At 63.2% G+C, this 19,280-nt stretch carries 19 protein-coding genes; 13 read left to right on the top strand and 6 right to left on the bottom strand.

Annotated elements, in window-relative coordinates; translation table 11 throughout:
• Positions 1 to 28 precede the first annotated feature (28 nt).
• The 7 genes from QYH69_RS14870 (at position 29) to QYH69_RS14840 (ending at position 10,110) form a co-directional block, all read left to right on the top strand.
• Positions 29 to 595: a fimbrial protein gene (locus tag QYH69_RS14870; protein ID WP_308832631.1), complete on the top strand. Its 567-nt coding sequence runs from the start codon at positions 29 to 31 to the stop codon at positions 593 to 595.
• Positions 596 to 676: 81 nt separating this feature from the next.
• Complete coding sequence (locus tag QYH69_RS14865; RefSeq protein WP_308832630.1) at positions 677 to 1,423, top strand: fimbria/pilus periplasmic chaperone; 747 nt, start codon at positions 677 to 679, stop codon at positions 1,421 to 1,423.
• 231 nt (positions 1,424 to 1,654) lie between these two features.
• Entirely contained in the window at positions 1,655 to 4,297 is a 2,643-nt protein-coding gene (locus QYH69_RS14860) for a fimbria/pilus outer membrane usher protein (protein WP_374992422.1), read from the top strand.
• A gap of 200 nt (positions 4,298 to 4,497) precedes the next feature.
• On the top strand, positions 4,498 to 6,099 hold the full coding sequence (locus QYH69_RS14855; RefSeq protein ID WP_308832628.1) for a peptide chain release factor 3: 1,602 nt from the start codon (positions 4,498 to 4,500) through the stop codon (positions 6,097 to 6,099).
• Between the two features lie 195 nt (positions 6,100 to 6,294).
• Positions 6,295 to 8,658 (top strand): GNAT family N-acetyltransferase, encoded by a 2,364-nt coding sequence (locus QYH69_RS14850; protein WP_308832627.1) that lies wholly within the window; start codon positions 6,295 to 6,297, stop codon positions 8,656 to 8,658.
• 223 nt (positions 8,659 to 8,881) lie between these two features.
• On the top strand, positions 8,882 to 9,472 hold the full coding sequence (locus QYH69_RS14845; protein ID WP_308832626.1) for a sigma-70 family RNA polymerase sigma factor: 591 nt from the start codon (positions 8,882 to 8,884) through the stop codon (positions 9,470 to 9,472).
• Positions 9,469 to 10,110: a DUF1109 domain-containing protein gene (locus QYH69_RS14840; protein WP_308832625.1), complete on the top strand. Its 642-nt coding sequence runs from the start codon at positions 9,469 to 9,471 to the stop codon at positions 10,108 to 10,110. The genes QYH69_RS14845 and QYH69_RS14840 overlap by 4 nt, the downstream gene beginning before the upstream one ends.
• A 17-nt stretch (positions 10,111 to 10,127) precedes the next feature.
• Here the strand turns inward: QYH69_RS14840 and QYH69_RS14835 are convergent, their stop codons facing one another.
• The 6 genes from QYH69_RS14835 to QYH69_RS14810 all read right to left on the bottom strand — a co-directional run bounded on the left by QYH69_RS14835 (position 10,128) and on the right by QYH69_RS14810 (position 13,566).
• The gene (locus QYH69_RS14835) at positions 10,128 to 10,625 is read right to left on the bottom strand and encodes an RNA polymerase sigma factor (protein ID WP_308832624.1); all 498 of its coding nucleotides are present in this window, start codon (positions 10,623 to 10,625) and stop codon (positions 10,128 to 10,130) included.
• On the bottom strand, positions 10,622 to 11,128 hold the full coding sequence (locus QYH69_RS14830) for a DoxX family protein (RefSeq protein WP_308832623.1): 507 nt from the start codon (positions 11,126 to 11,128) through the stop codon (positions 10,622 to 10,624). The genes QYH69_RS14835 and QYH69_RS14830 overlap by 4 nt, the downstream gene beginning before the upstream one ends.
• Before the next feature lie 192 nt (positions 11,129 to 11,320).
• Positions 11,321 to 11,554, bottom strand: coding sequence for a hypothetical protein (locus tag QYH69_RS14825; RefSeq protein WP_308832622.1), 234 nt, complete (start codon positions 11,552 to 11,554; stop codon positions 11,321 to 11,323).
• Positions 11,555 to 11,564: 10 nt separating this feature from the next.
• A complete protein-coding gene (locus tag QYH69_RS14820) occupies positions 11,565 to 11,831 on the bottom strand; it encodes a DUF4148 domain-containing protein (protein ID WP_308832621.1) in 267 nt (88 codons plus the stop codon).
• Positions 11,832 to 12,038: 207 nt separating this feature from the next.
• Positions 12,039 to 12,578 (bottom strand): hypothetical protein, encoded by a 540-nt coding sequence (locus QYH69_RS14815; RefSeq protein WP_308832620.1) that lies wholly within the window; start codon positions 12,576 to 12,578, stop codon positions 12,039 to 12,041.
• A 121-nt stretch (positions 12,579 to 12,699) separates the two neighbouring features.
• A complete protein-coding gene (locus tag QYH69_RS14810) occupies positions 12,700 to 13,566 on the bottom strand; it encodes an IclR family transcriptional regulator (protein WP_308832619.1) in 867 nt (288 codons plus the stop codon).
• Between the two features lie 134 nt (positions 13,567 to 13,700).
• Between QYH69_RS14810 and QYH69_RS14805 the strand changes: the two genes are divergently transcribed.
• The 6 genes from QYH69_RS14805 (at position 13,701) to QYH69_RS14780 (ending at position 19,229) form a co-directional block, all read left to right on the top strand.
• On the top strand, positions 13,701 to 14,009 hold the full coding sequence (locus tag QYH69_RS14805; RefSeq protein ID WP_308832618.1) for a UxaA family hydrolase: 309 nt from the start codon (positions 13,701 to 13,703) through the stop codon (positions 14,007 to 14,009).
• A 107-nt stretch (positions 14,010 to 14,116) separates the two neighbouring features.
• Positions 14,117 to 15,430, top strand: coding sequence for a UxaA family hydrolase (locus QYH69_RS14800; RefSeq protein ID WP_308832617.1), 1,314 nt, complete (start codon positions 14,117 to 14,119; stop codon positions 15,428 to 15,430).
• 140 nt (positions 15,431 to 15,570) lie between these two features.
• Positions 15,571 to 16,611 (top strand): aldo/keto reductase, encoded by a 1,041-nt coding sequence (locus QYH69_RS14795; RefSeq protein WP_308832616.1) that lies wholly within the window; start codon positions 15,571 to 15,573, stop codon positions 16,609 to 16,611.
• Between the two features lies 1 nt (position 16,612).
• A complete protein-coding gene (locus QYH69_RS14790; RefSeq protein ID WP_308832615.1) occupies positions 16,613 to 17,452 on the top strand; it encodes an amidohydrolase family protein in 840 nt (279 codons plus the stop codon).
• Between the two features lie 129 nt (positions 17,453 to 17,581).
• Positions 17,582 to 18,325 carry an SDR family oxidoreductase gene (locus QYH69_RS14785; RefSeq protein WP_308832614.1) on the top strand — a complete coding sequence of 248 codons (744 nt, stop codon included), beginning with the start codon at positions 17,582 to 17,584 and terminating at the stop codon, positions 18,323 to 18,325.
• A gap of 55 nt (positions 18,326 to 18,380) precedes the next feature.
• Positions 18,381 to 19,229, top strand: a complete 849-nt coding sequence (locus QYH69_RS14780) for an ureidoglycolate lyase (protein WP_308832613.1) — start codon at positions 18,381 to 18,383, stop codon at positions 19,227 to 19,229.
• Positions 19,230 to 19,280: the final 51 nt, after the last annotated feature.

Below are 19,280 nucleotides of genomic sequence, written 5' to 3'. Positions count from 1 at the left end.
TCTTCTTCGATCTCTTCTGGAAATAGACATGAAATCTCGTCTTTCTACGCTCGCATTCATTTCAGCCGGTGTGTTCGGCATTGCGTCGATCAATGCTCAGGCAGCGGACGGCACGCTTGCCATTCGAGGCGCCGTCGCGGATACGACGTGCTCGATCAATGGCGTTGCGTCCGGTTCGCAGACTAACCTCGACGTGAACCTGCCGGTGGTCCCGGCGGGTTCTCTGGCGGTCGCCGGCGAGGTTGCGGGTACGTCGCACATGGGCGACATCCAGATGGCGCTCAGCGGTTGCACGGGACTGGCCACGAAGGCGATCGCGCGTTTTGAGAACGGTCCGACGGTCGATCAGAAGACCGGATTTCTGAAGAACGAATTCCTCGGCAACGGTGCGAAGAACGTTGAGATTCGTTTGCTGAACGATCAGCTTCAGCCGATCGACATTCGCAACGGCAACAACAACAGAATCTCCGAGAATGGCAAGCCGATCACCGGTGGTTCAGCTATCCTTAATTATTTCGCTCAATATATTGCGACCGGGAAGGCAGAAGCGGGGCCCGTCACGACTTCGGTCGAATACACGATGCAATACCAGTAAAGCTTTGAAAAGGCGTTTGCAAACACAAACGCCTTTTTAAGCCTCAATTTGTGAGATGCGATTCCGGCAAAGGTGAATGCGATGAAATTTTTCGTTCAGACAATGATCGCGGCTGTCCTCGCCGGCATGGCTCTAATCGGCGGGGCGAACGCGAGCGTGACAATCGGCGGTACGCGCGTCATCTATCCGCTCGATCAGCGTGAAGTCACCGTCAAGCTCGAAAACGACAGCAAGAATCCTTCGCTCGTGCAGGTATGGATGGACGATGGCAACGCGGATTCGAAGCCGGGAGAGGCGAAGGTGCCGTTTGTGATTACCCCGCCGATTTTCCGGATGGATCCGCGCAAGGCGCAGATGCTGCGCGTGATTTTCAGCGGCGATGCCGCGCTGCCGCAGGACCGCGAGTCCGTTTATTGGCTCAACGTGCTCGATATTCCGCCGAAAGCCGAACAGAAGGCTGATACGAATTCACTGCAGTTTGCGTTCCGCACACGCATCAAGGTGTTTGTACGGCCGCCGAAATTGCCGGGCAGCGCGGACGATGCGCCGCGTCAGCTCGAATGGAAACTCGTGCCGGCGCCACAAGGAAAAGGACAAGCGCTGTCCGTGTCGAATCCGACGCCGTATTTCGTTTCGTTTAGCGAGGTCGACGTCGTGAATGGTTCGCAAAGCTGGCGCAATGAAGCGGGCGGCATGGTGCCGCCGCGCGGTACGACGGTGATGGCGATGCCGAAGATGGATGCGGTGTCCGGGGCCGCTACCGTTCGATATACGGCGATCAACGATTACGGCGGTGCGTTGACAGGTGACGCGCCATTGCATCACTGAGCGCGGTTCTTCTTCGCGGCAGGGCAGTCGCCCTTATCCGCTTTCGATTCCTATCGTTTCTTATAGGCGTCAGATTTTTTGCTCCGAACGCTGATCGGACTGAAAGTCGACGAGCGTCTTAAAAGGCCATCTCATAAATAGGATTCGTCCTAGGTACTTCGTTATCTCGAAAAAATAACATCGGTTTGAGCTTTTCGAGATAGCAACTACCTATTCGATGTTTTCCGAATGATGAAGCCTTCAAGCCGTCGACAGCCGCACCTCAATCTCAAGATCGATGCAGTCGCATCCACCCTTAAGCCGATCACGACGGTCGTGTTGTCCGTCTTTGCGGTATTAGGCAGCGCGCATGCGGCAGATGCACCGACTTCGTCCGATAGCGCCGCCAGCTCGAACGCGGCAGTTTCATTCGATACGACATTCCTGCAGACCGATTCCACACAAAAGCTCGATGTCGCGCGTTTTGCGCGTGGCAATCCTGTTTCGCCGGGTGTGTATTCGGTGGACATCTGGGTCAACGACGCACGCGTCGCGCACGAGGACGTTCGCTTCGTGCCTGCGCAAACAGGTGAAAGCGCGCGTGCGTGTCTTGGCCGGAAGTCGTTGCAGGGGTTCGGCGTCGACTTTGCGAAAGCTGCGGCCGATACAGGCGCAAAGCAGAGCGCCAACGATGACGCATCGTCAAACGATGCCGGCGAATGCGTCGATCTCGGCGCTGTGGTGCCGGGCGCAACGGTCGAGTTCGACTTCTCCGAGCAGAAGATCGTCGTGACCGTGCCGCAGAAATACATGCGCAATTCGGCACGCGGCTATGTGCCGCCCGAGATGTGGGAGCAGGGTGTCAACGCGGGCTTCGTGAGCTACAACGCGAATGCCTATCGTGCGGACGGCTCTGGCATGCATTCGACGCAGGAGTACCTGGGCCTGAACGCAGGCCTCAATCTCGGTGCATGGCATTTTCGCCACCAGTCGTCGGTGACAGCCGCGACGGGGCAGGCCACGACATTCGATAACGTGGCGACTTACGTCCAGCGCGACGTGGCTAAACTGCGCTCGCAGGTCACGCTGGGTGACGCGTATACGACCGGCGACGTGTTCGACAGCGTGTCGTTTCGCGGCGCGCAAATCGCCACCGACGACCGCATGCTGCCCGAGTCGCTGCGCGGTTACGCGCCGGTCGTACGCGGCACGGCCGAGACGAATGCACGCGTGACGGTGCGCCAGAACGGTCAGGTGATCTATGAAACGACGGTTTCGCCCGGTGCGTTCGAGATCGACGACCTCTACGCGACAGGCTACGGCGGCAATCTCGATGTGACGGTGACCGAAGCCGACGGCCGCACGAAAAGCTTTACGGTGCCGTATGCATCGGTTGCGCAATCGTTGCGGCCGGGCACGACGCGTTTCGCGTTCACAGCAGGCCAGTTGCGCAACGACTCATTGCAGACGAAGCCGAACTTCGCGCAGTTCACGGTGCAGCGTGGCCTGACGAACATGCTGACGGTCTACGGCGGCGCGATCGTGTCGAACGGATATCTCGCGGCAAACGCCGGTGCAGCGTTCAATACGAAATACGGCGCATTCTCGGCGGACGTGACCGCATCGCAAACGCAGGTGCCCGGACAAAATGCGATGCATGGCACGAGCCTGCGGATCGGTTACAGCAAATTCATCGATCCGACCGACACGAGCATCACGGTGGCGGCCTATCGTTATTCGACGGCCGGCTACATGAGCTTTTCCGATGCGGCCACACTGCGTGACGCGGCGTTGCACGGCGGTGACCTGAGCACCGTGGACCGCGAGCGCGGCCGCATGCAGGTGACGATCAACCAGAACCTGAAGGATCACGGCAGTGTGTTTTTCACGGCCTCGACGCAGCATTACTGGAATCGTAGCGGCAGCGATACGTTCTTTCAGGCCGGCTATTCGAATAGCTACAAGTACGGCACGTACAGCATCACTGCGGGGCGCACGCGCAACTCGGACGGCTCGATGTCGAACGAGATCATGTTGAGCACGACGATTCCGCTCGGCCACACACAACATGCGCCGATGCTGACCACCAATCTGTCGAAGAACGGCGATACCTCGAATCTGCAGGCCAGCGTGAGCGGCACGGCGGGCGAGAACAATCAACTGTCGTACAACGCGTATGGCACATATGGACAGAGCGCGGGCTCGGGAAGCGGCAATGCGGGCGTGAGCGGCGTGTATCGCGCACCGTATGCGCAGGTGACCGCGTCGGCGAGCGCAGGCGCGCATTCAGCACAGGTTTCCGCGGGGGTGAGCGGCTCGATCGTCGCGCACCCGGGCGGCGTGACATTCTCGCAGACGGTCGGCGATACGTTCGGCATCGTGGAAGCGAAGGGCGCGGAAGGCGCGCGCGTGACGAGCGCGCAAGGGGTCAAAGTGAACCGTAGCGGTTATGCGGTGGTGCCGTATCTGACGCCGTATGGCATGAACACCGTGGACATCGATACGAAGGGCACGTCGACGGATGTCGAATTCGAATCGACGTCGGAGCATGCGGTCCCGCGCGCGGGATCGGTCGTGATGCTGAAGTACAAGACGATGACAGGCCGCGCCGCATTGATTCAGGCGCCGCGGCTCGGTGGCGAAGCGTTGCCGTTCGGTGCGGAGGTGGTGGACCAGAATGGACGCAACGTTGGGGTGGTGGCGCAGGATAGCCGGATTTTTGCGCGCGGGCTGGAGGATCATGGCGCGTTGGTGGTGAAGTGGGGCGACGAGGCGGGGCAGCAGTGCCGGGTGAATTACGCGTTGCCGAAGCAGAGTGGCAAGGCTCCGGATGCCTATTTGTCGGTACAGGCACATTGCGTGGGAATGACATCGATTCAAGCGAAGGCACAGTAATCGCCGAATGCGCCTTCGACGTCGTGCGGGGCCGCGGTTCGGCATGCTTCTGGAAGCCGGGCCTTTACGACTTGTGGCTAAAGCCCGTGTATCATCGCGCTTTCGGTCTTTTCTGCCGCCCTTTTTGCAGGAGATTGCCACCGCTATCGCGGTGAGCCCTGCCGTCGCGCGGCGATGTGCCCAAGCGGGCTTTTTTACCCATGTCACTCTCCGAACTCCAGCGCCGCCGCACGTTTGCGGTTATTTCCCACCCTGACGCGGGCAAAACCACGCTCACGGAAAAGCTGCTGCTTTTCTCCGGCGCAATCCAGATCGCCGGCACCGTGAAGGGCCGCAAGAGCAATCGCTACGCGACATCCGACTGGATGGAAATCGAAAAGCAGCGCGGCATTTCCGTTGCCAGCTCGGTCATGCAGTTCGAGTACGGCGACGCGGTGATCAACCTGCTCGACACGCCGGGCCACGAAGACTTCTCGGAAGACACCTACCGCGTGCTGACCGCGGTCGACGCCGCGGTGATGGTGATCGACGGCGCGAACGGCGTCGAAGCGCAGACGCTCAAGCTGCTCGAGGTGTGCCGCAGCCGCAAAACGCCGATCGTCACGTTCATCAACAAGCTCGACCGCGAAGTGCGCGAGCCGCTCGAACTGCTCGACGAAATCGAACAGCACCTCGGCGTCGCAGCCGTGCCGTTTACGTGGCCCATTGGCATGGGCAAAGACTTCCAGGGCGTCTACGACATCCAGCGCGATCAGGTCCGCGTATTTCGCGCCGGGCAAGACACGCTGGGCGGCGACGTCGAAACGTTGCAGGCCATCAGCGATGAAGATGGCGAACGACGTTTCGGCTACGCCTGGACCAAAGCCAAGGACGAAGTCGATCTGATCACGGGCGCCACACCGACGTTCGACCGCGACGAATTTCTTGCGGGCCAGCAGTCGCCCGTGCTGTTCGGATCCGCAATCAACAACTTCGGCGTGAAGGAAATCCTTGACGCGCTTGTCGATCTTGCGCCGCCGCCGTCCGCGCGCATGACCGTGCAACGCCCGGTTCAACCGGACGAGCCGAAATTTACCGGTGTGGTGTTCAAGGTGCAGGCAAACATGGACCTCGCGCACCGCGACCGCGTCGCGTTCATTCGCGTGTGTTCCGGACGCTTCGAACGCGGCATGGCATTGAAAGTCACGCGCTCGAACAAGACGTTCCGCGCGAACAACGTCGTCACGTTTCTGTCGCAACGCCGCGAAACCGTCAGCGAGGCGTACGCGGGCGACATCATCGGTATTCCGAATCACGGTACGTTGAGCCTTGGCGACACGCTGACCGAAGGCGAAGACCTTCAGTTCGTCGGTCTGCCCTTCTTTGCCCCGGAAATCTTCCAGACCGTCGAAGTAATCGACCCGATGCGCGCGAAGCAACTCGGTGAAGCGTTGAAGCAGCTCGGCGAAGAAGGCGCGATCCAGGTGTTCAAGCCCGTTGTCGGCGGACTGATGATTCTCGGTGCGGTCGGTCAGCTGCAGTTCGAAGTCGTGTCGCACCGGCTTTCGACTGAATATAAGGTCGACGTGCGCATGATGTCGGCACGCTACAAGATGTCGCGCTGGGTCACGTGCGACGATGCGGGCGAACTGCGGCGCTTTCTCGATTCGTATTCGGCGCGCATCGCGCTCGACGCATCGAATGCGCCGACCTATCTGGCCTCGCATATCTCCGAGATCGAAGTCGCGCAGAAGGCCTGGCCGAAGATCGTCTTCAACGAATTGCGCGAGCGCTCGGGAGCGCCGTTCACGAAGGCGATCTGATCCGGCCGCGGCACTTCGCTGGCCGATTTGCGCTCCGATTTTGCGTACCGATTTGCGTACCTCTGCGCGCGCGGCCTGCAAAAAATCCCACCGCACCGCAACTTCGCCTATCCTGACAAAACACGCGCGGCTCGGCCTCGACCTTCCACCCGCGTGCCCTCCATCTGACGATACTCAAGTCCTCGAGGAGCGTCCGTGACCGTCCGCAATCTCGATGCACTATTCCGCCCGACATCCGTCGCTGTCATCGGTGCTTCGCACCGTCCAGGCAGCGTCGGCGCGATGGTCTGGAAGCGCCTGACCGAAGGCGGTTTTGCCGGCCCTATCTGGGCGGTCAATCCGAAGTACGACATCCTCGACGGTCACGCGACCGTCGGCGACGTGGGCGACCTCCCCGAACCGCCCACCGTGGCGATCGTGTGCACGCGGCCCGCCACCTGGCCCGCGATCGTGCACAACCTGGGCGGCCATGGCACGCGCGCGGTGATCATCGTCGGCGAAACGCGCAGCGACGAAGACCGCACACATCTGCAGCACGCGCTGTCGGCTGCGCGCCCGCACCTGCTGCGCATTCTCGGCCCCGGCAGTCTCGGCCTCATCACGCCGGCACTGCGCGCGCATCTGGGCGCGCCGGCGTGCACGGTAAAAGCGGGCGGCGTCGCGTGGGTATCGCAATCGAATGCGCTGACGAACGCCGTGCTCGGCTGGGCCGACGCACGCGGCCTCGGCTTCTCGCACGCCGTCGCGCTCGGCGACGAAGCCGACGTCGACGCGGGCGACGTGCTCGACTATCTCGCAAGCGACGCCGGCACACGCGCGATCCTGCTCGAGGTGGATACCATCCACGCCGCGCGCAAATTCATGTCGGCCGCTCGCGCCGCCGCGCGCAACAAGCCCGTGCTCGCGCTGCGCTCGGGCCGCGACGATCCGACCGATGCGCTCTACACCGCAGCGTTTCGCCGCGCGGGCATGGTGCGCGTCGATGCGCTCGACGATCTGCTCGATGAAATCGAAACACTCGGTCTTGGCCGTGTCGCGGCCGGCTCATCGGCGACGCTGATCACGAGCGACCGCGGCCTCGCCACGCTATCGCGCGATGCGTTTCGCGCGGCCGGCGACACACTCGCGCCGTGTTCGCAGCAAAACATCGCTGCGATCCGCGAAGCGTTGCCGCTCGCCACGCCCGGCAACCCGCTGCTACTCGGCGGCACCGCGCTACCCGAGCATTTCGGCACCGCGCTGAAAGTGCTCGCCGACCAACGCGACACCGGAACCGCGTTCGTTGTGCATGCATCGACCCACAGCGCGCCGGCAGAAGAAGTCGCCCAAACGCTGATCGCCCATCAGCGCTACGCGTACCGCGGCCTGCTCGCGTGCTTTTTCGGCGGCATTTCGCTCGCCACGCGCGATGCGCTGCACGCGCATGGCATTCCCGTGCATTCGACGCCTCAACGTCTGGCTCGCGCGTTCGCGCGTCTCGTCGACTATCGCCTCGGCCGCGAATTGCTGATGCAGACGCCGGAAGGGCAGCCCGCACGCGTGTCCGAAGCGGTCGATGCCGCGCAGGCGCAAGCGTGCGCGGCGCTCAAAGCGGGCATCGCGGAACTCGACGGCGACGCGGCCGCGCGGCTGCTCGCGCACTTTGGCCTCGTCGCCTTGCCGCCGCAACAGCGCGCCGAACCGGCAATCGTCGATATCGATGTCGAACTGCGCGACGACGACAACTTCGGCCCGGTGTTTCGGTTCACCGCGCCCTCGGAAGACGGCATCGCGCCGCCGCTGCGTCTTTACGGGCTGCCGCCGCTGAACCCGGTCCTGTCGCGCGACATCGTCGCGCACTCCGCTTACGCGCGATACACGGACCCCGAGTCGATCCTTGCCGCTTTGACGTCGGTATCGCAGGCGGTTTGCGACATCCGCGAGATCGTCGGCCTGTCGCTCGTGCTGCGCGTGACGAAAGATCGCGTCGCCGTCGTCGATCCGCGCATCCGCCTGTCGCCGACGCGCAGCCGCTTTGCGATTGTGCCGTATCCGCGCCGCTACGAAGAAACCTTCGATTGGCACGGCGAGAAGCTGACCGTGCGGCCGATCCGCCCCGAAGACGAAATGGCGCATCGCGACATGATCGGCGCCATGACGCCCGACGACCTGCGTCTGCGATTCTTCGGCGCGGTGCGCGGCTTCGATCATTCGCAACTCGCCCGGATGACGCAGATCGACTACGACCGCGAAATGGCGCTGATCGCGACAGTGCCGGCGGCCGACGGCTCGACGCGCACGCTCGGCGTCGTACGCGCGGTCTCGGACCCCGATAACGAAACCGCGGAATTCGCCGTCGCCGTTCGTTCCGACCAGAAAGGCCGCGGGCTTGGCCGCCTGCTGACGCAGCGGATCATCGCGTATGCGAAAACGCGCGGCATACATTGGCTCGTCGGCGAAGTGCTGCGCGAGAACACTGCGATGCTCGGGCTCGCGAAAGCGTGCGGCTTTACGGTCACGCGTACCGACGACCCTGCCGTTATGGCTTTCAGAATGGCGCTCGGCGACCCCGAAACGTGACAAGCCTCGTGGCATCGAATCCGTAAATGTGACCAGCCTTGCAAACACCCTTCAGCTTGCGCATTCACGCGATTTCCGTTCTACACTTCTCACGCCATATTTTTTTGCAGCGCTGTAACCGGAACGCCGCGCCGGACGAACTAAAAGAATGATCGCGGAATCTTCGTGAAGGCCGCGCTGTGGCAATCATGGCAACCCGGCACAACAGGAGCGGCGCGAGCAATTGTCGATCAATCGAGGCAATGAGGGCACTGAGGCACCTCACGCACACCCGGTGGAAGAACGGCTGCGAACGCTTTTTATCCGTTCGCTCGACGGCGACTCCGCCGCTTACCACGTGTTTCTGCAAGAGCTTGCGAAACACGTGCGCGCGCTGCTGCGCAAACGCCTGCCAAATCTGCGCGACGATGTGGAAGACATTCTGCAGGAAGTGCTGCTCGCGATCCACAGGGGACGTCATACGTACCGCCGCGACGAACCGTTGACCGCATGGGTGCACGCAATCCTGCGCTACAAGCTCGCCGATTTTCTGCGTGCCCACGCGCGGCGTGAAGCGCTAAACGATCCGCTCGACGACGTGCCGGATCTCTTCGGCGATTCCGGCATCGAGCCCGCGGAAGTCAAACGCGATCTCGGCAAGCTGCTCGATCTGCTGCCCGACCGGCAGAAGCTGCCGATCCTGCATGTGAAAGTCGAAGGCCGGTCCGTGGAGGAGACAGCTCGTGCGACCGGCCTTTCCGAACCCGCAGTGAAAGTCGGAGTGCACCGCGGCCTGAAGGCGTTGGCATTGAAAATACGGGGTGGAAAGACATGAATACCGAGAACCTGATTGCAGTTCTGGCGGCGGATGCCGCGCCGGTCGACCGGCGTATCGTAGAGCGGCGTATGCTTTCCGCGCTTTCCATTGCGATCTGCGGCGCGATTACGTTGCTGCTGCTCAGTTACGGCGTGAGGTCCGATCTGGCGTGGCTCGTCTCTACGCCGGTCTTCTGGGCCAAAGTCGCGTTCGCGGCGTGCATCGCCAGCGCTGCGCTCATTGCGACCGTGCGGCTGTCGCGGCCCGGGGTTGCAGTCGGACGCGCGTGGGCAGGGCTTGTCGCACCAGCTGCAATCGTCCTCGTCGTTGCGTTGACGGTCTTGTGGTTCGCGCCGCGCGATGCGCGCGCAGCGCTCCTGATGGGGCACACGTGGCGGACCTGTTCGCTGAATATCGCGGCGCTCTCCGTGCCGGGGTTCGTCGCCATTCTCGCCGTCGTGCGCAGCCTCGCGCCCACGCGCCTGCGGCTGTCGGGCGCGCTCGCAGGGCTTCTGGCCGGCGCGATCGGCACGGCAGCATACTGTTTGCGATGCCCGGAGACGAGCGTGCCGTTCTGGGCAACGTGGTATCTGCTCGGTATCGCGATACCGACGTTTGCCGGCGCTGTGCTGGGGCAAAAGGTGCTGCGGTGGTGATGGCTTCAGTGATGGCGTCAGTCGCGCGCCAGCAACATCCGCAGCTTGTTGCGCGCCCTGGATAGACGCGACATCACCGTGCCGATCGGCAGGTTCAATGCATCGGCAATCTGCGCATAGCTCATTTCTTCGAGGCCCACGAGCAGCACGATTTCGCGCTGCTCGGCCGGCAACTGCTGCAACGCGCTATCGAGGTCGCGCATTTCGAGACCGGCCGCGTGCTGCCCGTCGACCATGAACTGATCGTCGAGGATGCTCGCGTCGTCCACCGCGACATGCACTTTCGCATTCGCAGCACGGACGACATCGTTGACAAAGATGTTGTGCATGATCGTCATGAGCCACGCACGCAGATCCGTATCGGGACGGTATCGCGACGCATTGCGCAACGCGCGCTCGAGCGTATCCTGCACGAGATCGTCCGCGCGTTCACGGTTGACGAGTAGCGCGCGAGCGTAACGCCGAAGCTTCGGTACGTGGCTGAGCATCTCGTCGCAGAGGGCCGGTGCGCTCATGCGAGTTTGGGGCGCAGCCGCTTTCCGATGTAGCTGTCCAGCGCAAACGGACCGGCGCCGCCTAGCACCAGCGCGACGAGGCAGGCGAAATACAGCAGATCGGTTTCATAGCCGGGCGGCCCGAATTGCGGGCCCGCGGCCGTCACGGCCATCAGTTTGATCGACGTGAAGCCGAATTGCACGTGCACGGTGAACGTGGCAACGGCGAGCACGACTGCCATCGGGATGCTGACAAGAGGAACGAATGCGCCAAGCAGGATCGCGAGCCCGCCCAGCAGCTCGATGACGATCGTCGCCCATGCCATGAAGTGCGGCGCGGGTACGTGCAGCGCCTGAAGGATATTGGCGAAGACATCGGGATGCTTGACGATCTTCGCTACGCCGTGCGCCATGAATCCGTAACCCACAATAAATCGCAGCGGCAGCGGAGCCCAATACGCGCACTTCGTTCTGTCCGACAGAAACGAACCGACTAGCTCGGTCAATGGCCGACTGTTTTGCATGCTCGATAACCTCTTCCGTGATGGTGAATGAACCGGTGTCAGCAGTGTCTTGACTGACACCGCCTTTGAGTTAGTTCGTTCAAAGCACGGGCTCGGTTACAGCGCTCATTAAAAGACACGAGCAAGGCGGCATGCGTGCGCGCGGTCTGCAGCCATGGGAGGCCGCCAGGCTTGAGTGTCGATGCGCGGCTCTCAGGAGCCGAAGAAGATGTTGCAGTAGCTGATCGGGCCGGTGCACGCGTTCGCGTTGTTTGCGTTCGCGCCGGAAGGCGGCAGCGAAGCGCAGGCGCTGACTGCGAACACGGCTGCTGCGACGAGCAGCAATCCTTTCGAGCGGCGCGCTGTGTCGAGCATGGCGCGCAGGCCGCGGCGAGGCGATTCGGCGCGACCTTCCTGCGTGGCAGGGGCGGAGTGTTCGTGCCGCATGTCAGTCACCTCATTGGGCGCCCGACGTTGCGGCATCCGCAGTCGAGCGCGCGTTTTGCTGCTCGTTCTTGGCAAGCGCCTTCTGCTTCAGATAGGCGACAGTGTTTTGATACACGGGGCTCACGTCAGGGTACGAAGCGTCGGTCACGAAATCGAGACCGTTCTGCTTCGCCTGCACGAGTTCCTGATAAACCTCGGCGCGCGTTTTCTCTTGTGCAAATACGTTGGCTGAACTGAATGCTGCAAGCGCCATAGCCAACATCGCGAATGTCTTCATTTCCGTCTCCTTGACGAGTTGTGCGGTTTGCAAACGGGTAAACATGACCCGTCACGGAGATATTCCTGACAGCGAAAAAAAATCGTTCGTAAGCGCGCCAGCGACAGCGCGCACGCGAAATTTTTGTATTTGCGTGCGCGTAGGGGAATAATTCCGGCGCCCGGCCGGTTAACGGTTCTTGCGCGAGTTCATGCGAGCCTACGCACCTCACGAAAGCTTCGCCGCGGCCTCTTCGATCTGCGTGCGCGAGACCGCGAGCTCTTCGAGCCACGCATCCGCATAGACGGTGCCGGTCTCGCGTTCGAGCCGCGCGATCGTCGCTGCGCAACGCGCGGCGTCCTTCGGTGTCGCGATAAACGACTTCACCGATTGGCCGCTCGAGAACGCGTCGAACAGCGGTACGCGTATTTCATCGGGCAGATTGCGCGTCCATTGATACGGCTTGCCGTTGAACGTCAGCGTCGGCGGCAACGCGCGTTCTTTTTTGGCGGCGGGAATCAGCCCGTACGAACGCGCTGCTTCGGCGATCTGCTCGGGAGAGAACAGCTCGTCCGGCGTGATCTCGAACTGGCGGATGTATGTTTCGATGGCCTGCATCGCGGCCGCGCGGTCGTCGCGCTTTTGCTGTGCACGCGCGACGATGTCGCGCAGCTCGTCGGCTTCTTCGCTCGTGATCGTGAAGCTTGCCTGCTTCTGTTGAAGTTCGGTGAAGCGTTGGAATTCGTGGTCGGACAGCAGTTTGGCCATTGCGTATCGAAGCGTGTTGGAAGCGGATTGGAAAGCGCGTGCAGCGTCGCGCATGCGTGACGCTGCACGGCGGGTTCGGAAAGGGCCGCCATTCTAACGCATGCGCGCGCGATTTCCAGCGCTATTCGAATGCCTGGGTGGCTGACTGCGGCGCGGATTCGTCGCCGATGCCGAACTCGCGAAACATCGACAGCGCCTGCGCCGTTTCGCGCAGCAGCGCGGTGGTTTGCGCGAGCGAAGGTGCGACGTATTCGTCGATGCGCTTGAGGAATGGGCACGTCAATGCGGCAATTGCCTGGCCCGACGAGCCGAGCAAGGGGAAGGTCAGATCGGTGACGCCGAAAATCTGCTGGCTGTCCTTCTGCGAAAAGCCCGCTTCGCGAATGCGTTCGCATGCCGCTTCGAGTGCATCGTGATCGATCGTCACTTCGCCTTTCACGGCCGTGTGTTCGGCGAGCATATGCGCACGCTGTTCGGGTGTCTGGAACGCGAGCATCGAGCGGCCCGAACCCGTGTCGACGAGGCCGACGCGCGCGCCGAGGCGCACCGCGATGCCCCAGGTGCCGGGGCCGTCCACTTGCGCGATGACGAGCAGATTGCCGCGATCGTAGACAGCCAGGTGCACCGACTGTTCCGCCTGCGCAGCAAAGCGCTGCATCAGCGGCAACGCCTCGGAAATCAGACGTTCCATCGGCGGATGCCGGTGCGCGAGCGCATAGAGCTTGAGGCTCAGCGAATAGCGGTCGCCGGCAGCCGAGCGCACCACATATTGCCGCGCGACGAGCCGCTCGAGCATGCGGTAGATCTCGCTCGCGTTGCGGCCGAGCAGCTTCGTGATTTCGGCGCGCGTGAGGCCGCCTTTCTGCTCAGCGAGCAGTTCGAGGATGTCGAGTCCCTTATCCAGCGCCGGTGCGCGGTAACGGTCGCCGTCGTCTTTGTCGTCCACGTGCGGGTCCATGGTGACCGTCTGATGTCTGTTTGTTCGCATCCCATTATCCAGGGAATCGGCCGGTACTCAGTGGCCACGGAAAACACGGACGCTCGCGGCACGTTCATGCCTTGACCGGGTAAGGTTCGAATATGAATAATACGTTCATTAGTAAATAGTCAACAGAGCCGGCCATGACAGACCCCCGATTGATCCTGCTGAACCCCGAGGACAACTGCCTCGTTGCCGGGGCGCGGCTCGAGGCCGGTACGCCGCTCGATATCGAGGGCGAGGCGGTGACGCTTGCAACGACGATCGATCTCGGTCACAAGGTCGCGCGCCGCGCGCTCGTCAAGGACGAAAAAGTGCTGCGCTACGGCGCGGTGATCGGCCATGTCACCGCGGATGTCGCGCGCGGCGAGCATCTGCACACGCACAACCTCGAAAGCGATTACCTGCCGACGTACACGCACGATGCGGAGCACGCATTCGTTCGACATTGACTGGACGCACGGCCAGAAACCGTGTGAAGCGGCCGAAACAGCACATCCGGCCACCCAGGGCCAACCGATGGCAACCCAGGCCTCGCCACGAGCGACGCGAAAACATCATGACCGACACCCCCATTTCCTCCACTGCCGCGCAGCAGCCCATGCTGCAAGGCTATTTGCGCAGCGATGGCCGCAAGGGCATTCGCAATGTGGTCGCGGTCGCGTATCTCGTCGAATGCGCGCATCACGTCGCGCGCGAGATCGTCACGCATTTCCGCGAGCCGCTCGACGCCTTCGGCGACCCTTCGGCCGAGCGCGACCCGCCCGTGCATCTGATCGGCTTCCCGGGCTGCTACCCGAACAGCTACGCCGAAAAGATGATGGAGCAGTTGGCGACGCATCCGAACGTCGGCGCCGTGCTGTTCGTCTCGCTCGGCTGCGAGAGCATGAACAAGCACTTTCTGGCCGACGCCGTGCGCGCGAGCGGCCGGCCCGTCGAGATACTGACGATTCAGGAAAAAGGCGGCACGCGCAGCACGATCGGGCACGGCGTCGACTGGGTGGCACAGGCGCGCGCCGAACTGGCGAAGCAGCAGAAGGTGCCGATGGCGCTGAGCGAACTTGTGATCGGCACGGTATGCGGCGGCTCGGACGGCACGAGCGGTATTACCGCGAATCCGGCGGTCGGCCGCGCGTTCGACCGGTTGATCGACGCAGGCGCGACGTGCATCTTCGAGGAAACGGGCGAACTGGTCGGCTGCGAATTCCATATGAAAAGCCGCGCGGCGCGCCCCGATCTCGGCGACGAGATCGTTGCGTGCGTCGCGAAGGCCGCGCGCTACTACTCGATCCTCGGGCACGGCAGCTTCGCGGTCGGCAACGCGGACGGCGGGCTCACGACGCAGGAGGAAAAGTCGCTCGGCGCCTACGCGAAAAGCGGCGCGTCGCCGATCGTCGGCATCGTGAAGCCGGGCGACGTGCCGCCGACGGGCGGCCTGTACCTGCTCGACGTGGTGCCCGACGGCGAGCCGCGTTTCGGCTTCCCGAACATCAGCGACAATGCGGAGATCGCCGAACTGATCGCGTGCGGCTCGCATCTGATCCTGTTCACGACGGGCCGCGGCTCGGTGGTCGGCTCCGCGATTTCGCCGGTTATCAAGGTGTGCGCGAATCCGGACACGTATCGCAATCTGTCCGGCGACATGGACGTCGACGCGGGCCGGATACTCGAAGGCCGCGCGACGCTCGAGGAGGTCGGCCGCGAGGTATTCGACGTGACGGTGGGGGTGGCGCAAGGCGATCCTTCGAAATCGGAAACGCTCGGCCATCAGGAATTTATTCTGACGTACAAAACGTTCGAGCCGGTCGGGCCCGCCTGCCTGCCGTCCAATGCGGCGTTGCCGCAGCGAGCGGCGGGCGTTGCGCCGCATTGAGGTGGCGCACTGAGGTGGCGCACTGAGGTGGCGCACTGAGGTGGCGCACTGAGGCGGCGCATCGAAGCTGCGACATGGCGCGCGACGCAAAGTCGTGCACGACATAAAAAGGAACTCGGCATGGGACTGGAGACGCAGGGATGACATCGGCACTCGATTCGAAGGTCGGCCGCCGCCGCGCAATCGGCCGCCGCAATCTGCAAGTGAGCGGCCTCGGCCTTGGCACCGCGCCGCTGGGCGGCCTGTACCGCGATCTGACCGACGAGGAAGCGCAAGCCACCGTCGACGCCGCATGGAACGCCGGCGTGCGCTTCTTCGACACGGCGCCGCATTATGGGCACACCAAGGCCGAGCATCGGCTCGGCGACGCGTTGCGCCGCTATGCACGCGACGAATACGTGCTGTCGACGAAAGCGGGCCGCCGCTTCGTGCCGCGCACGCATCCGTACGACGGCAGCGAAGGCTGGCAGAACCCGCTGCCGTTCGAGGCGATCTACGACTACACGCACGACGGCATTCTGCGTTCGTTCGAAGATAGCCAGCAGCGCCTCGGCATCGTCGATATCGACATCCTGCTGGTTCACGATATCGGCCGCATGACGCACGGCGACAGGAACCCGACTTACTGGAAGCAGTTGACCGACGGCGGCGGCTTTCGCGCACTCGACGAATTGCGCTCGGCCGGGGTTGTGAAGGCGGTGGGCCTTGGCGTCAACGAAGGCGCGGCCGTGCTCGAAACGATGGTCGAGTTCGAGATCGACTGCGCGCTGCTCGCGGGCCGCTATACGCTGCTCGAACAGCAGACGCTGAACGATCTGCTGCCGAACTGCGAGAAGCGCAACGTGAGCATCCTGCTCGGCGGTGCGTTCAATTCGGGCATTCTCGCGCAGGGCGTGTCGGGCGATCTGAAATTCAACTATGGCGCGGCGCCGCCCGAAGTGATCGAGCGCGTCGCGCGGCTCGAAGACGTGTGCCTTGCGCATGGTGTGCCGCTCGCCGCCGCGGCGCTGCAGTTTCCGTATGCGCATCCGTCGGTCGCGACCGTGCTGACCGGCGCGCGCAGCGCCGACGAAGTGCGCCAGAACGTCGAATCGTTCGAGCGGCCGATTCCCGTCGGATTGTGGCAGGCGCTCCAGGATCAGGGGCTGATCGACCGGCGTGCGCCGGTGCCGGAGGTATGACATGGCGACGCCGCAGATCGACGCACATCAGCATTATTGGGACCCGTCGCGTGGCGACTACGGATGGCTCACGCCGAGCCTCGCGCCGCTTTTTCGCGTGTTCGGGCCGGCGGACCTCGCGCCGCTGCGCGAGCGCGCGGGCGTCGCGCGCACCGTGGCCGTGCAGGCCGCGCCGACCGTCGAGGAAACGCGCTATCTCCTCGATCTCGCGCGCAGCGAAGCATCGATTGCCGGTGTGGTCGGCTGGGTGCCGCTGCTCGAACACGACGCGCCCGCGTTGATCGCGGAACTCGCGCGCGAGCCCAAATTCAAGGGCGTGCGGCCGATGCTGCAGGATCTGCCCGACGACGACTGGATCGCGAACCCGGCGCTGGCGCCGGCCATCGAGGCGCTGATCGCGCACGACCTCGCCTTCGATGCGCTGATTTTCACGCGCCACGTCGACGCACTGGAGACGTTCGCGCGGCGCTTTCCGGCGCTGCGCATCGTCGTCGATCACGGCGCGAAGCCGGCGATTCGCGACGGCAGCGCGGGCTGGCACGCATGGGCCGAAGGCATCACGCGGCTCGCACGGCTGCCGCATCTGCACTGCAAGCTATCGGGCCTTGCGACTGAAGCAGCTTCAGGCTGGACCGAAGCGACGCTGCGGCCTTACGTGGACCACCTGCTCGCGGTATTCGGGCCTGCGCGGCTCATGTGGGGCAGCGACTGGCCAGTGCTGAACCTGAACGGCGACTACCTGCTGTGGCATTCGATCGCGACGACGCTGCTGTCCGCGCTCCCGGAGGCAGAACGCGACGCGATTTTCGGCGGCAACGCCGCGGCGTTCTATCGCCTTTGACCGCGGCCGGCCGATCGCGCAACGCGTGCCGCGAAAGCCCGCGTTGCCTGCAATGGCGCGGTCCGAACCGATTCCGACTGACTTCAAACCCGCATCGAACCCGCGTCAAAACTCATTGTGGAGCCGCAGATGACCCAACGACTGGCCGGCAAGACCGCCTTGATCACCGCTGCCGGGCAAGGCATCGGCCTTGCGACCGCTGAACTGTTCGCACGCGAAGGCGCGCGCGTGATCGCCACCGATATCAAGCTCGACTCGCTTGCCGGCAAGCCGGTCGACGCACGCACGCTCGACGTGCGCGACACTGCCGCAATCAATGCGCTGGCCAAGGAGGTCGGCCCGATCGACGTGCTGTTCAATTGCGCGGGCTACGTGCACGCAGGCTCGATTCTCGAAGCGAGCGAAGAAGACTGGGATTTCGCCTTCGATCTGAACGCGAAGGCGATGTACCGGACCATTCGCGCGTTCCTGCCCGGCATGCTCGAGAAAGGCGGCGGGTCGATCATCAATATGTCGTCGGCGGCATCGAGCGTGAAGGGCGTGCCGAACCGCTTCGTCTATGGCGCTTCGAAGGCGGCGGTGATCGGACTCACGAAGTCCGTCGCGGCAGACTTCGTCACGCGTGGTGTACGCTGTAACGCGATTTGCCCAGGCACCGTGTCGTCGCCGTCGCTCGAACAGCGCATTGCCGAGCAGGCGCAGGCGCAGGGCAAGAGCGTCGCCGACGTACAGGCGGCTTTCGTCGCGCGCCAGCCGATGGGTCGCATCGGCAAGCCGGAGGAAATCGCGGCGCTCGCGCTCTATCTGGCTTCCGACGAATCCGCGTTCACGACCGGCCACGCGCATCTGATCGACGGCGGCTGGTCCAACTGACCGCTGTCTGCGCCACGCTTTCGCTCTACTTTGCATTCACAGGAGACTGCAAACAATGAAACTGCTTCGTTACGGACCGAAAGGTCAGGAAAAGCCCGGCCTGCTCGATGCGCAAGGCAAGATTCGCGATCTGTCGAAGGTGGTCGGCGATATCGACGGCAGCGTGCTCGGCGATGCGAGCCTCGCGAAACTGCGCGCGCTCGACCCGTCGACGCTGCCGCTCGTCGACGGCAATCCGCGCATCGGTCCGTGCGTGGGCAAGATCGGAAAGTTTGTCTGTATCGGTCTGAACTACGCGGACCACGCAGCCGAATCGAATCTGCCGGTGCCGCCGGAGCCCGTCGTGTTCAACAAGTGGACGAGCGCGATCTGCGGCCCGAACGACGACGTCGAAATTCCGCGCGGCTCGAAGAAGACCGACTGGGAAGTCGAACTCGGCATCGTGATCGGCAAGGAAGCGAAGTATGTCGACGAAGCGAGCGCGCTCGACTACGTGGCCGGCTATTGCGTGATCAACGACGTGTCCGAGCGCGAGTGGCAGATCGAGCGCGCGGGGCAATGGGACAAGGGTAAGGGTTTCGACACGTTCGGCCCGATCGGCCCGTGGGTCGTCACGCGCGACGAAGTGCCCGACCCGCAGAACCTGAAGCTGTGGCTCGAAGTGGACGGCCATCGCTACCAGAACGGCAGCACGAAAACGATGATCTTCGGCGTGAAAAAGCTCGTGTCGTATCTGTCGCAATGCATGAGTCTGCAGCCGGGCGACGTGATTTCGACGGGCACGCCGCCGGGTGTCGGCATGGGCGTGAAGCCGTCGCCGGTATATCTGAAGGCGGGGCAGACGATGCGCCTCGGCATCGAAGGGCTCGGCGAGCAGCAGCAGAAGACCTACGCGGCGGAATAACCGCACCCGCGTTGTCGCGCGGGGCGGCGAATCCTGTCGCTCCGCGCGTCC

Origin of the sequence: Paraburkholderia sp. SARCC-3016 (assembly GCF_031119615.1) — a bacterium.
Classification (GTDB): Bacteria; Pseudomonadota; Gammaproteobacteria; order Burkholderiales; family Burkholderiaceae; genus Paraburkholderia.
Note: the sequence above shows the minus strand (reverse complement) of the source record. Positions and strands in the feature narration are given on the sequence as shown.

Excerpts from the sequence above, each read along its gene's own strand:
- QYH69_RS14820 (WP_308832621.1), bottom strand. The coding sequence starts at position 11,831 with ATGAAGACATTCGCGATGTTGGCTATGGCGCTTGCAGCATTCAGTTCA.
- QYH69_RS14795 (WP_308832616.1), top strand. The coding sequence starts at position 15,571 with ATGACATCGGCACTCGATTCGAAGGTCGGCCGCCGCCGCGCAATCGGC.
- QYH69_RS14815 (WP_308832620.1), bottom strand. The coding sequence starts at position 12,578 with ATGGCCAAACTGCTGTCCGACCACGAATTCCAACGCTTCACCGAACTT.
- QYH69_RS14825 (WP_308832622.1), bottom strand. The coding sequence starts at position 11,554 with ATGCGGCACGAACACTCCGCCCCTGCCACGCAGGAAGGTCGCGCCGAA.
- QYH69_RS14780 (WP_308832613.1), top strand. The coding sequence starts at position 18,381 with ATGAAACTGCTTCGTTACGGACCGAAAGGTCAGGAAAAGCCCGGCCTG.
- QYH69_RS14800 (WP_308832617.1), top strand. The coding sequence starts at position 14,117 with ATGACCGACACCCCCATTTCCTCCACTGCCGCGCAGCAGCCCATGCTG.
- QYH69_RS14810 (WP_308832619.1), bottom strand. The coding sequence starts at position 13,566 with ATGCGAACAAACAGACATCAGACGGTCACCATGGACCCGCACGTGGAC.
- QYH69_RS14865 (WP_308832630.1), top strand. The coding sequence starts at position 677 with ATGAAATTTTTCGTTCAGACAATGATCGCGGCTGTCCTCGCCGGCATG.
- QYH69_RS14785 (WP_308832614.1), top strand. The coding sequence starts at position 17,582 with ATGACCCAACGACTGGCCGGCAAGACCGCCTTGATCACCGCTGCCGGG.
- QYH69_RS14870 (WP_308832631.1), top strand. The coding sequence starts at position 29 with ATGAAATCTCGTCTTTCTACGCTCGCATTCATTTCAGCCGGTGTGTTC.
- QYH69_RS14840 (WP_308832625.1), top strand. The coding sequence starts at position 9,469 with ATGAATACCGAGAACCTGATTGCAGTTCTGGCGGCGGATGCCGCGCCG.
- QYH69_RS14835 (WP_308832624.1), bottom strand. The coding sequence starts at position 10,625 with ATGAGCGCACCGGCCCTCTGCGACGAGATGCTCAGCCACGTACCGAAG.
- QYH69_RS14855 (WP_308832628.1), top strand. The coding sequence starts at position 4,498 with ATGTCACTCTCCGAACTCCAGCGCCGCCGCACGTTTGCGGTTATTTCC.
- QYH69_RS14790 (WP_308832615.1), top strand. The coding sequence starts at position 16,613 with ATGGCGACGCCGCAGATCGACGCACATCAGCATTATTGGGACCCGTCG.
- QYH69_RS14805 (WP_308832618.1), top strand. The coding sequence starts at position 13,701 with ATGACAGACCCCCGATTGATCCTGCTGAACCCCGAGGACAACTGCCTC.
- QYH69_RS14860 (WP_374992422.1), top strand. The coding sequence starts at position 1,655 with ATGAAGCCTTCAAGCCGTCGACAGCCGCACCTCAATCTCAAGATCGAT.
- QYH69_RS14830 (WP_308832623.1), bottom strand. The coding sequence starts at position 11,128 with ATGCAAAACAGTCGGCCATTGACCGAGCTAGTCGGTTCGTTTCTGTCG.